The 12,806-nt window shown below is 47.6% G+C and carries 13 protein-coding genes; 4 read left to right on the top strand and 9 right to left on the bottom strand.

What is annotated here, in order from left to right:
* Nucleotides 1–13: 13 nt before the first annotated feature.
* From ilvE to ilvG, 3 genes are read right to left on the bottom strand one after another with little or no spacing between them, the layout of a single operon-like run.
* Complete coding sequence (gene ilvE, locus ACF8CV_RS05805; RefSeq protein WP_005497442.1) at nt 14–952, bottom strand: branched-chain-amino-acid transaminase; 939 nt, start codon at nt 950–952, stop codon at nt 14–16.
* Nucleotides 953–964: 12 nt separating this feature from the next.
* Nucleotides 965–1,249 carry an acetolactate synthase 2 small subunit gene (gene ilvM, locus ACF8CV_RS05800; protein WP_005378958.1) on the bottom strand — a complete coding sequence of 95 codons (285 nt, stop codon included), beginning with the start codon at nt 1,247–1,249 and terminating at the stop codon, nt 965–967.
* Nucleotides 1,250–1,259: 10 nt separating this feature from the next.
* Complete coding sequence (gene ilvG / locus ACF8CV_RS05795; protein ID WP_005461385.1) at nt 1,260–2,906, bottom strand: acetolactate synthase 2 catalytic subunit; 1,647 nt, start codon at nt 2,904–2,906, stop codon at nt 1,260–1,262.
* A gap of 464 nt (nt 2,907–3,370) precedes the next feature.
* Here ilvG and ACF8CV_RS05790 point away from each other — a divergent pair, with 464 nt between their 5' ends.
* A complete protein-coding gene (locus tag ACF8CV_RS05790; RefSeq protein WP_025551218.1) occupies nt 3,371–4,894 on the top strand; it encodes a YifB family Mg chelatase-like AAA ATPase in 1,524 nt (507 codons plus the stop codon).
* 56 nt (nt 4,895–4,950) lie between these two features.
* Here ACF8CV_RS05790 and ACF8CV_RS05785 read toward each other — a convergent pair whose 3' ends face one another.
* Nucleotides 4,951–5,907, bottom strand: coding sequence for a DUF2860 domain-containing protein (locus ACF8CV_RS05785; protein ID WP_020904427.1), 957 nt, complete (start codon nt 5,905–5,907; stop codon nt 4,951–4,953).
* A gap of 162 nt (nt 5,908–6,069) precedes the next feature.
* Between ACF8CV_RS05785 and ACF8CV_RS05780 the strand changes: the two genes are divergently transcribed.
* Entirely contained in the window at nt 6,070–6,948 is an 879-nt protein-coding gene (locus ACF8CV_RS05780) for an acyltransferase (protein WP_020904428.1), read from the top strand.
* Nucleotides 6,949–6,989: 41 nt separating this feature from the next.
* Here the strand turns inward: ACF8CV_RS05780 and ACF8CV_RS05775 are convergent, their stop codons facing one another.
* From ACF8CV_RS05775 to ACF8CV_RS05755, 5 genes are all read right to left on the bottom strand, one after another.
* Nucleotides 6,990–7,592: a thiol:disulfide interchange protein DsbA/DsbL gene (locus tag ACF8CV_RS05775; protein WP_005454748.1), complete on the bottom strand. Its 603-nt coding sequence runs from the start codon at nt 7,590–7,592 to the stop codon at nt 6,990–6,992.
* A 34-nt stretch (nt 7,593–7,626) separates the two neighbouring features.
* A complete protein-coding gene (locus ACF8CV_RS05770; protein ID WP_020839880.1) occupies nt 7,627–8,613 on the bottom strand; it encodes a serine/threonine protein kinase in 987 nt (328 codons plus the stop codon).
* 54 nt (nt 8,614–8,667) lie between these two features.
* Nucleotides 8,668–10,089, bottom strand: coding sequence for a cytochrome c oxidase accessory protein CcoG (gene ccoG, locus ACF8CV_RS05765; protein WP_138938568.1), 1,422 nt, complete (start codon nt 10,087–10,089; stop codon nt 8,668–8,670).
* 277 nt (nt 10,090–10,366) lie between these two features.
* Nucleotides 10,367–10,633 (bottom strand): YihD family protein, encoded by a 267-nt coding sequence (locus ACF8CV_RS05760; protein WP_021449055.1) that lies wholly within the window; start codon nt 10,631–10,633, stop codon nt 10,367–10,369.
* A 111-nt stretch (nt 10,634–10,744) separates the two neighbouring features.
* Nucleotides 10,745–10,912 (bottom strand): hypothetical protein, encoded by a 168-nt coding sequence (locus ACF8CV_RS05755; protein ID WP_011106137.1) that lies wholly within the window; start codon nt 10,910–10,912, stop codon nt 10,745–10,747.
* Between the two features lie 296 nt (nt 10,913–11,208).
* Here ACF8CV_RS05755 and ACF8CV_RS05750 point away from each other — a divergent pair, with 296 nt between their 5' ends.
* A complete protein-coding gene (locus ACF8CV_RS05750; RefSeq protein ID WP_029833946.1) occupies nt 11,209–12,015 on the top strand; it encodes a sporulation protein in 807 nt (268 codons plus the stop codon).
* Nucleotides 12,016–12,087: 72 nt separating this feature from the next.
* Nucleotides 12,088–12,741 (top strand): hemolysin III family protein, encoded by a 654-nt coding sequence (locus tag ACF8CV_RS05745; RefSeq protein WP_005461458.1) that lies wholly within the window; start codon nt 12,088–12,090, stop codon nt 12,739–12,741.
* Nucleotides 12,742–12,806: the final 65 nt, after the last annotated feature.

The following is a 12,806-nucleotide window of genomic DNA, read 5'->3' as shown; positions in this document are numbered from 1 at the left end:
TCTTAAATCCTTCTTACTGCTGCTCTGGGTACACATAGTCTAACCAGCCCCACTTATCTTCCGTGGTGCCGTTAAATAGGCCAAAGTAGGCTTCTTGCAATTCTTTGGTAATCGGACCGCGTTTACCGCTGCCCACTTCAATTTTGTCGATGGTTGCCACAGGCACAACTTCTGCTGCGGTACCGGTCATGAATACTTCATCCGCAAGGTATAGCGCTTCGCGGGCAATGTTAGCTTCACGGACTTCGTAACCTTTATCGCGAGCAATGGTCATGATCGAGTCACGAGTGATGCCCGGTAGGATAGCGCTGGTTGCTGGTGGTGTGGTGATCACGCGATCTTTGATGACAAAGATGTTCTCGCCCGCGCCTTCTGACAAGTAACCGTCAACACTCAGTGCGATACCTTCGTCGTAACCATGACGACGTGCTTCACCACCAACGAGTAGTGAAGAAAGGTAGTTACCACCCGCTTTTGCAGCGGTAGGGATGGTGTTAGGTGCCGCGCGATTCCAGCTTGAAATCATCGCATCCACGCCTTTTTCTAGTGCTTCTTCACCAAGGTACGAGCCCCATGGGAACGCCGCGATGATCAGCTCCATTTCGGTGCCTACTGGAGGACAAACACCTAAACCGACATTGCCCACAAATCCCAATGGACGAATGTAAGCGCTGTCGAGTTTGTTTTGACGCAGAGTTTCACGCGTTGCTTCCATGATTTCTTCAACAGAGTATGGAATAGGGAAGCGGTAAATTTTGGCGGAATCTTTTAAACGCTGTGCATGCTCACGGTGACGGAAGACAATTGGGCCTTTTGGTGTGTTGTAGCAGCGTACCCCTTCAAATACCGAGGTGCCGTAATGCATGGCGTGAGTGAGAACGTGCACGTTCGCCTCTGCCCATGGAACCATATCACCATTAAACCAAATGAAATCTGCAGTTTTCGTTGCCATTTGTTGCCTTCCTTATGCACTTACGTGTTGTTGTAAGTTGTGATTTGGCAGTTCATCGTTGCGGATTTTCAGCACCTCAACTTTACGAACGTCCCACAACTTCTCAATTTGATTGATCAAAAACGAGATTGGTCGATCGCTGTCGACGATGATCTCTACGCTGGCTACTTTACTTTCGTGGTTTTGAGTAGCGGCCACCTGTTTGATCACAAAGCCTCGGTGACGAATCACACGTAGAACGCGCTCTAACAGTACCGGTTTGTCGTCGGCTTTGATGTCGAGTAAATATCTGTCCATGTGATGTCTCCTACGTGTTTTCCAACATATCACTGTTTGACGCACCAGGTGGTACAAGTGGCCACACGTTTTCTTCTTCATCAATTAAAACGTGAAGCATGTAAGAAGTTTCGCTCGCTAGCATCTCTTTAAGTGCTGGTTCGACTTCTTCTTTCTTGGTGATGGTTTTGCCCGGAATGTCGAAGGCTTTTGCCAACATCACGAAATCTGGGTTGTCATCAAGAATGGTTTCACTGTGGCGACCGTCGAAAAACAGTGATTGCCATTGGCGAACCATGCCAAGACGTTGGTTGTTTAGGAGAACAATCTTCACTGGAATTTGGCGACGTTTTAGCGTGCCTAGCTCCTGTACGTTCATCATGAATGAACCGTCACCTGTAATAAGGATAGACTGATCATCCGGACGTGCGACTGATGCGCCCATTGCTGCTGGCAAACCAAAACCCATGGTGCCTAAGCCTGCGGAAGTAATGAAGTTTTGCGGATCGCGTGGCTGAATATGCTGAGCTGCCCACATTTGGTGCTGGCCTACGTCAGTCGAGACGATGGCGCTGTCTGGCATCATGTCAGATAACTGCTTAAGCAGCAGCGGCGCGTAGATAAGATCGCCAGGGTGGTCGTAACGCCACTTAAAGCCGCTACGCAGACTTTCACTGTGGTGAACCCACGATGAGATATCTTGAGTCAGCTCCAATTGAGGAAGAATGGTATTGATGTCGCCTCGCAGTGGTGCGTTTGCGTGGCGAAGCTTATGGATTTCTGCCGCATCGATGTCGATATGGATGACTTTGGCGTGCGGCGCAAAGGTATCGAGTTTGCCCGTCACACGGTCATCAAAACGCGCACCTACGACAATCAACAGATCCGCTTCTTGAACCACAAGGTTGGCCGCTTTGGTTCCGTGCATACCCAACATGCCTAAGTAGTGAGGGTCATGGCGTTCAATCGTACCTAAGCCTTTCAGAGTGCTTACCGCTGGCATCGGATTCAGACGTAAGAACTCTCTCACTGCATCTGTTGCTTTCGCTAGCTGCACACCGCCGCCGACATACAATACCGGGCGAGTGGATGCCGCCAGTACGTCTTGCGCGCGTTTAATGTCTTCAGCGCTGACGTCTTCGATTTCAGGTGCAACGTAAGGTGGCAGTAATTCTGTTGGGGCTTGAGCAAGCTGAACATCTTTCGCAATATCGACAATGACCGGGCCCGGACGACCCGTTTTGGCCACTTCAAACGCTTCGGCTAGCGTAGGGGCAAGATCTTCAATGTCAGTAACGAGATAACTATGCTTAGTACAGGCGAGAGACATACCAATCACATCCATTTCTTGGAACGCATCGGTACCGATATGAGAGCTGGCAACCTGACCTGTGATGGCTACCAAAGGAACGGAATCAAGGAAAGCGTCGGCTAGGCCGGTAACAAGGTTGGTGGCCCCAGGGCCGGAAGTTGCCATGCACACGGCAACATCTTGAGTGGATCGAGCCATACCGATGGCGGCCATGGCGGCCCCTTGTTCATGACGGCATAAGATGTGCTCGACACCTCCGTCATACAAGGCATCATAGATTGGCATGATGGCTCCACCGGGATAACCAAACACCGTCTTGATGCCTTGCTGTCTTAAAGCGGCTACGACAAGTTGTGCACCAGTCATCGTAAACCTCCTTTGCTACGTTGTGGCTCGTAGCGATTGCCATGTGTGTTGCACTTCATGTGCGCTCCCATTCTTCCCGTTAAACTGTCCGAGGGTTAGACAGATGACAACTTGTAGTTGTAAAAAAACCCCCGGACTTTTCAGCGCGGGGGTTTTTTGTAATTTGTGGTTACCTTTCGCCCACAAGCCCCCGCGCGGTGCCAATAATGACCACGATAATCAGGGCTAGCAGTGTGTTGATGTGAGCGAATAGGTTCATCTGTCTGTCGTTCTTTTTTCGTTAAATAGTATTGTGTAATGTTCTACGAAAATGTTTGCGTCATTAGTGGTATCACACAAATCCGCTGCATGACAAGCAAAAAGTCATTCTTTTTTCACATTAACTCTCAATTTGGACGCGGTATATAACATAACCACATAGATAAAACATTTGTTTATATAGTGTTCAATAGATTGGGGAGTTTATGGGGCTGGCAATCATTCATAGTCGGGCAAGTGTCGGGGTGCAAGCGCCGTCAGTTAGTGTGGAAGTGCATATCAGTAATGGCATGCCCGGCTTTACTCTCGTTGGGTTGCCGGAGACTACGGTAAAGGAATCCAAAGATCGTGTACGCAGTGCGATCATCAATTCAAATTTCCAGTTTCCAGCCAAGCGCATTACGGTCAATTTGGCCCCGGCAGATTTACCTAAAGAAGGCGGTCGTTTTGATTTGCCTATCGCATTGGGTATTTTGGCGGCTTCAGAGCAAATCGCGACAGATAGGCTCAAAAACTACGAATTTGTTGGCGAATTAGCTCTGTCTGGAGGATTAAGACCTGTCAAAGGCGTGCTTCCTGCCGCATTGGCGGCAAGTAAAGTAGGACGTCATTTGGTGGTGCCTCATGTCAATGGCGATCAAGCAGCGTTGGTGGGCAAAGAGCAACATAAGTCAGCGCAATCCTTACTTGAGGTGTGTGCGGAGTTATGTGGCCAGCATCGTCTCAATCTTTATCAAACTCCGAAGCGAAAAACGGTTGAAAAACATGGTCGAGATCTACAAGACATCATTGGCCAGCAACAAGGCAAGCGTGCTCTAGAAATTGCGGCGGCTGGAAACCACAACCTACTTTTTCTTGGTCCTCCTGGTACAGGAAAAACCATGTTGGCATCGCGTTTATGCGACTTACTGCCGGAGATGAGCGACGAAGAAGCGATGGAAACGGCTTCAGTCGCATCACTGACGCAAAGTGAGATTAATGAGCACAACTGGAAGTCGCGTCCGTTTCGTGCGCCGCACCATTCCAGTTCGATGGCTGCATTAGTTGGTGGTGGCTCGGTGCCAAGACCGGGAGAGATTTCTTTGGCTCACAATGGGTTATTGTTCCTTGATGAAATGCCGGAGTTTGACCGTAAAGTGTTGGACTCGTTACGAGAACCACTGGAATCGGGTGAGATCATCATTTCGCGCGCACAAGGAAAAACGCGTTTTCCTGCTCGTTTTCAGCTGGTGGGCGCGTTGAATCCAAGCCCAACTGGCTATTACGAAGGGAATCAAGCTCGCACTAACCCTCAAGCTATTTTGCGTTACTTAGGTCGTTTATCGGGACCGCTTCTCGACCGTTTTGATATGTCGTTAGAAATTCCATCCTTACCGAAAGGCACGTTGGCGGAAGGTGGTGACCGAGGTGAACCCACGGAACTCGTCAAAGAGCGCGTCAGTCTTGCTCGCGAGAGCATGCTCAATCGAAACGGCAAAGTCAACGCACTGCTCGGCAGCCGTGAGATTGAGGCATTTTGCCCGTTGCAAAAAAGCGATGCGGAATTTCTCGAAACTGCACTCCATCGGCTGGGGTTATCGATTCGTGCCTATCATCGCATCATTAAAGTGGCTCGCACGATAGCGGATTTAGAAGGTGCTGAGCAGATTAAGCGTTCTCATTTGGCGGAAGCGCTCGGGTATCGCGCGATGGACCGATTGCTGAAACAACTCACGGCTCAAGCCGTATAGTGGTCATTTGAGAGGAGTTCGCGGCGAGTATTCACATGTTCGCCGCGAGAACCATGTTAGAAGCTGTAGTTAAAGCCTAACGACAAAAGGTATTCATTTTCGTCATAAAAGGTGATGTTTGAATCGGTTTGGCTATAACCCGCGAAGGAAATGAACGACCAGTTTTGCCAATCAAACACGTTTTGGTATTCGTAAGCGGCAAACAAGCTCAAGGTGTCATCACTGCGCGTTTTCGCAAAAGTTTGGCTCGCCGATTGATAATCTTTGAGTGCATAGCCTGCGGTTAAGGCTAAACGATGACGGTTGATGAACTTAAACCAACTTACGTCAAAGGCATAAGAGTCATACGATTCTGCTTTTCCATCCGCATCTTGGTTGATGTAGGTGAACGCGGGTTGCAGTAGCGATGTTTGGTCTAGTGAAATACGATATTCGCCTTTTACGTAATAAATACTGGCATCACGCGCGAGTGAACGATCGGTGACTTCATCTTGTTCGACATCTTTATCGGCATAAGCTAAATCGAGGGTGAAGTTTCTATCGACCAAACCTTTGATTTGAAATCGATAGGCGTTACCACCTTCATCCGTTGTTTTACGAGCCGTACCTACTTGATAAGGATTACGCCACGTTTCGCCTTTGAGGACGGTCGGAAGGTAAGAGACATCCAATACTGTGCCTGACGGCAGTTCGTACTGATAGCCTAATTGAAAAGCCAGCGTACCGACTGCCACATCGGAACGCGTTGTACCAGCATACACTTGGTGGTTGAGCTGGTGACCAAACGTGTAGGCGATACTTCCGAGTGGCGCTGCGATGACGGTTGTGTCGCTTTCAGCGCTTTGGTTTAACGAGTCGATGGTTTTGCTGTTGTCGGTATTAAAGTTCGATTCCGATGAAATCACACCAGCATTGATTGAGATTTCGCCGCTGAACCCTGCAGTTTCAGCGAGTTGAGCCTGAGCAGCACTGACGACAAAGGCCAAAGGCAAAAGGGTTAGCCTTGGTTTCATTCGTTATCTCCTTGTTGTCGAATGAATATTGTGATTTTGATATGAGTTTGGTTTTACATAAAACAAATCTGACCATTCTCACAAATGTTCCAATGTGGCAACGGAGCAGTATAATTACACGCTGTTTTATTACTCACACCTTATCACTGTTGTTTGGTTATCATGTTGGCATATTTGTTATTTTTTTTTAACGCTTCTTTTGTGATCCTCAATTCTGCGATTTGTTCACTCGTAATTTGTGTTATCGCTATTTTTAAGATCCTACTTCCGACCGCGCAGTTAAAAGCTAAAGGGACGGAAGCAGCCAACAAAGTGATGTGGATTTGGGCGACCGTCAATGCGGGGATTCTTGCCTTGTCTAACCGTGTGGAGTGGGACGTTCAAGGCATCGAGAATCTGAAAAAAGATGGTTGGTATTTGCTGATCAGCAATCACCTCAGTTGGACAGATATTGTTGTGCTGTGCTGCGTATTTAAAGATCGCATTCCAATGCCGAAGTTTTTCCTCAAACAACAACTGCTGTATGTGCCGTTTATTGGTATGGCATGTTGGGCGTTAGACATGCCTTTCATGCGTCGTTACTCTCGTGAGTATTTAATTCGTAACCCTCACAAACGTGGCCAAGATTTGGCAACCACACGTCGTTCGTGTGCCAAGTTCAAGCATACTCCAACCACGGTTGTGAACTACGTGGAAGGTACACGCTTTACTGAAGAGAAGCAGCGTAAAAGCAAAGCGGGCTACCAATACCTGTTGCAACCCAAGTCAGGCGGTATTGCTTACACATTGGCGGCAATGGGCGAGCAGTTTGAGAACATCATTGATGTGACCCTCGCGTATCCAGAGAATACGGACAAACCTTTTAAAGACATGCTGATGGGGCGCATGACTAAGATCGTGGTCCATGTGAAAGTGTTGCCAGTTGATGAGCAGGTGTTAGGGGATTACTTCAACGACAAGCCGTACAAGCGCCAATTTCAGCAATGGTTAGGGGACGTGTGGCAAGAGAAAGACCAACTGCTACAAGAGATTCACAAATAAAAAGGGGAGCCATGTGCTCCCCTGTTTTCTGTGCGTTGCGCTTATTTTAGCGTTAGCAAGTAGTTCACCAGTGCAAAGTACTCATCCATTGATTTAATGCTTTGTGCTTGAACTAGGTATTTGTTATTTACGATAACCGCAGGAACGCCTGTCAAACCGCTGTTTTCGAACTGCTTGTCCATACGACGAACCATTGAATCAACCGCGAAGCCGTTGTAAGCCGCATCAAATTTCTTCGCATCTATGCCTTCATCTAGGAAGATTTGGCGAAGTTCAGCGTCGTCACGAGGTGGTTTGCGCATGTTGTGGATGCGGTTAAACATCACTGGCACCATTTGATCTTCAACCTTCATTGCGACCATCGTGGCGAATGCTTTGCTCATTGAAGGGCCCATGTTGCCACCCATGAACGACACGTGGTTCTTTTGCAGTTTGGTGCCTTCAGGTAGCTGCTTTTTAAGCTGCTGGATAACTGGTTCAAAGGTATTACAGTGTGGGCAGTAGAATGAGAAGAACTCAGTCACTAAAGGCTTCTTTGATACCTCAAGATCCAATACTTTGTAATGTTCACCTTCTTTGAATTGCGCTGCATGTGCCGACAGGCTTAGCATCAGCATAGAAAACAGTGCGAACAGTTTTTTCATCTAAATATCTCCATTTTGAATTGTTCGGCCTGACTTACCATTGAGGCATTAAAGACAGTGGTGCTTCTTCTAAGCTGGCAATCTGCTCTTTAAATGCAAGGACCTGACCTTCCCAGTATTTTGGCTCATTAAACCATGGAAAAGCGAGTGGAAATGCCGGGTCATGCCAACGTTTTGCTAGCCATGCCATATAGTGCACCATTCGTAGACCGCGAAGCGGCTCGATTAGTTTCAATTCCGCAGCGTTAAAATCGCAAAACTCTTGATACGCCTCTAAAATGATGTCCAGTTGCATCAGCTTATCTTGGCGTTCGCCGTTAAGTAGCATCCACAAATCTTGTACGGCAGGGCCGTTGCGCGAGTCATCTAAATCGACAAACATTGGGCCGTCGCGCCACAAGATGTTACCCGGATGGCAATCGCCATGCAGACGAATCGTTGCGAAGCTGCCTTGCCAGTGGTTTTCGATGGCTTTGATGAGCATGTCCAAGTCATTGAAAAAGCTGTTTTCTAAATGCATCGGGATCATATTGGCGTTTTGCAAAATCTCACGTGGTTGGTAGAGATACTCTTGCAAACCAATGGTAGGGCGATGTTGAAAAGCTTGTCGGCTGCCGACTTTATGGATGCGTCCTAAAAAGCGACCAACTCCTTCAAGTTGCTCTAAGTTATCGACTTCAAACTGACGACCGCCCACGCTTTCGAAGAGAGCGAACCCATAGCCTTGATAGTGGTGCAGGGTGTTGCCATTGATGCGTACGGGTGGGGCGACGGGGATTTCGTTATCAATCAGCTCAAGCGTGAAATCGTGCTCTTCTTGAATCTGCTCGTTGCTCCAACGTTCCGGACGATAGAACTTCACGACGTAGCGACGGCGCTCTTCATCGGTAAATTGGTACACTCGGTTTTCGTAACTGTTGAGAGGCAGAAAGCCCGATTCAGCACGAATGCCAATGCTTTCTAACGCGTACCACATGAAATCAGGGGTGAGGGCGTCAAAGTTAAACATACTTTGGGACATATAAATAAAAAGGCTCATTACTGAGCCTTTTTCCATTAATTATCGACGTTGTCGTTACAGCTTTTTGATAAACCGACTTTCAACTTCGATAGTGAATTCGTTGCTCTTATCGGTGAGTATAAACTGAATTGTGGTGATCGCAGAGTTTAGCTTGTCAGGATCGGCACCAAGGCTCATTGGCAAGTTCAACACTTCCCCTGGCTCAACTTGAATTGTTTGTTTGCCGTACCAACTCACATCGTTCAATCCTTTTACATCCAGATTGTATTCTTGGACTTGTTGAGTTTTGTTGATCACTTTTAGGGTGTAGGTGTTTTCTACTTCGCCAGCGTTGTTCACGCGGAACAGTTGGTTACGGTCGCGAATCACGCTCATGCCCGCAGGATCGACGGCGGCGATTTGAGCGAAGAACAGACCAATCATCACCAAGAGTACCGCGCCATAGCCCAGTAGCTTAGGTCGCATCACTTTGGTGTGTTTGCCCGATAGACGGTGTTCGGTGGTGTAGCTGATTAAGCCTTTTTCGTAGCCCATGCGATCCATAGTGTTGTCACACGCATCAATACAAGCGCCACAGTTGATACATTCATACTGCAAGCCGTCACGGATATCGATGCCAGTTGGACACACCTGCACACATAGGTCACAGTCAATACAGTCACCTAAGCCCAGTTGTTTTGGATCGGCTTTACGTGAACGCGGACCGCGCTTTTCACCACGTTTGGTATCGTAACCGACGATGAACGTGTCTTTGTCGAACATCGCTGATTGAAAACGCGCGTAAGGACACATGTGAATACACATGATTGAGCGCATCCAACCTGCGTTGCCGTAAGTACAGATGGCAAAGAACATGACCCAGAATACTGGCCAGAAGTTCGCGTTGAAGGTGAAGAAATCAATCACCAGCTGTTTCATCGGTACAAAGTAACCAACAAAGGTGAAGCCTGTGGCGAGTGCGATAGCAAACCAAGCGATGTGCTTGAGTGTTTTACGCATGGCTAAGTTGGCGGTGAGTTTATTGGCGTCTTGTTTGCGACGTTTATTCGCGCTGCCTTCGAGTTTTTCTTCAAACCAGATGTACATGAAGGTCCACACGGTTTGCGGGCAGAGATAGCCACACCAGACTCGGCCTAAAAAGGTGGTAATGAAGAACAGGCCAAACGCGGCGATCACAAAGAGCAGAGCGAGTAGGGTCAGATCTTGCGGATAAAGCGTGGTGCCGAAAAAGTTGAACTGCTGGTTGCCGATATCAAGCAAGATCGCTTGTCGCTCGCCGTATGGGATCCACGGTACCAAAGCAAACAGTAGCAGTAAGAACCAACCACCGTAGCGACGCAGTTTTTGGTAAGTCCCTTTACTTTCTCGAACGTAGATGCGATTACTTGGGTTAAAACGATCCCCGTTTCCTTTGTGGGTTTTCGGGTTAAAAGTCTTGGGAGTCACATCTTTGATATCGATCTTATCCTGACTCATGCACTCATCCTTCTTAGGCTTTTTTATAATGTACGGCGGCATTTCTGGTGATGTCGCTCTGTGACATTGCTATTAATTATTTTAGTTAATACTGATAAACGGCGATTATACAAGCAATAACAATTCCTTTTCTTTAACGCAGTCTACGTTTAACAACAAAAGTCAGTACAGTTAACCTAATAAACGGCTGAACAGTTATAACTGTATTAAAAATCTATTTGATTTAGTTATAAAAAAAGCGACTCTGAGGAGTCGCTTCGAAAGTCGTGAGACGTGTTTATTTGATGATGCCGCGAGCACGTAAGATGGCGGTTTTGAAGTCATCTTCTTGGTCTTTCTTCAGGCCCGGGATCATTTCGTCTTTGCTGCTGTTGCGCATTTTAAGATGGTAGATCAGTACGTCGTCGGAGAGATCTTCCAACTTGCCTTCGTAGCCTGCCTCTTGCGCCAGTTTGACGATGAATTGCAGCAGGTTCATTTCTTGGTCTTTTTGCCACTCAGGCTCTAATAGCTCAAGTAGCTCTTCTATGCGATGACACTTCATTTCTTTCTCCACAATATTTATAAGTATTTGCGCTTAAGGTATCAAATTGCATCGCGAAGACAAATAGAAAAGGAAGGAAAAGAAAAAGCGCAGCTGGCGCCGCGCTTTTGGTTAAGCTGCTTTGATAACTTTGGTTGTAACACTCGACACTATTGCTGTCTTCTCAACCAGTGTCATAGCTGGCGCAACTTGTTTTGCCTTAGATGCAGTAGTGAAGCCACTGCGGCGGCGCATTGCACTTGTATTGGTGTGTGCGAACCTGACTGTAGTTGGGCGCATTCGATTACCTAACTGCCAGGCATATCCATTGCCGATGTAATGGCCTGATTCATTATGAGTTGAGCTTCAACTGCTTGAAGGGTGGCTCTTTTGGCTTTCGCCAGTCCAATAAATGAGTCAGGAATACCGATATGCATGCATATCATGTATAGGTTAGCACCCTTGTTATAATTGGTCGATAGTTGAGCAATTGAATTCTCTCGATTTTGTTATTTTGTCGCTCGGATCGACGCAAAAATTTGTTTTGATCCCATGATCAGCAGTAGTAGTATGAGATCTCGACAAAGGAGGTGCATATGTCATTTTTGAAGAAGACACTTGCGAGCTTTGGGATCGGCAGCGCTAAGGTAGATTCGATTCTAAATCAGGATGTGCTTTATCCCGGTCAAAGTGTGGATGTTTCTATTCACGTTTATGGTGGCGCGACAGAACAAGCGATCGATAATATCGATATGAAGCTTTGTTGCCGTTACATCGCAGAGGCTCCGGACGACCGTGGTGCGCGAGAAGGGCACAGCATGCGTCGAGTACCGCAAACGCATGTCTTGGCGAAATGGAATCTCCCGTACGCCTTTACGATTCATCCTGGTGAAGAGCGCACCTTCGACGTCAAACTCGACGTGCCTTGGAACACACCAGTGACCATCGGCGATGCAAAAGTCTGGCTAGAAACCGGCTTAGATGTGGCGATGGCGCTTGACCCTACCGACAAAGACATTCTCACCGTTAGACCCGACCCACTTATGGATGCCATATTGTCAGCGTTTGAAGCCCAAGGCTTGCGTATTCGCCAAGTCGAATGTGAAGAGGTAAAAGGTTTCGAACTGCCATTTGTACAAGAGTTTGAAATGGTGCCCACTGATGGCCCGTATCATGGCGTATGGCGCGAGTTAGAGTTTGTCGCGCATCGTGATGAGCAAAACCTCAAGCTTTGGTTTGAGATTGACCGCACTCGCAGTGGCTCTCGCGGTATGCTTGCCAGCTTGCTCGGCAGTGGAAAACTCAAGCGCGAACTGTGTATTCCGGTGACAACAAACCTGGAAGAAGTGGGTGAGCTTGTCCTCAATTACCTCGACCAAACGACCGCGATTCACGAGCCTTAATTTTAGCTTACACGTGTACGCTTAATGTGCCATACTAGAGCGAATATTCCAAACTCTAGTATAGGCGCATTGATGTCCTCACCGCAGAAACCTCAATACAGTCAAAGTGAAGAGCTCGCCAACACCATCACGCACGGTATTGGGATGATTTTCGGCATTGTCGGGTTAATCCTGTTGTTAATCAAAGCGACAAACCACCAAGCTGACACATTGACCGTGACAAGCATGGCGATCTACGGCTCCAGTATTATTGTGCTGTTTTTAGCCTCAACGCTGTACCACGCGATCCCTCATCCTAAAGCGAAACGCTGGCTGAAAACCTTCGACCATTGCGCTATTTATCTGCTTATTGCTGGCAGTTACACGCCATTTTTGTTGGTGAGTTTACGCACGCCACTTGCGTTTGGCTTGATGATAGTTATCTGGAGCATTGCTCTGCTCGGCATCATCATGAAGGTCGCGTTTGTTTATCGCTTTAAGAAGTTGTCGCTGATGACTTATTTGGTGATGGGATGGCTGTCGTTGATTGTGATTTATCAGCTGGCGATCAATCTGGATATCGGTGGACTTACGCTGCTTGCGGTGGGCGGTTTGGTGTACTCGCTAGGGGTGATTTTCTACGTTGCGAAGCGTATCCCCTTTAACCATGCGATTTGGCACGGCTTCGTTTTAGCGGGTTGTGTGTGTCACTTCTTCGCGATTTATTACTTTGTCGAGCCTATCTAAATTTCGCGACCTAAGCCTCACGCGTCAGCGTGGCAAGATACGCTCGACAAAGAATATCAGACCCG

This window comes from Vibrio sp. zbq_1, from assembly GCF_043102935.1.
GTDB lineage: Bacteria > Pseudomonadota > Gammaproteobacteria > Enterobacterales > Vibrionaceae > Vibrio > Vibrio parahaemolyticus.
This window is presented reverse-complemented; position numbering and strand designations above follow the sequence as displayed.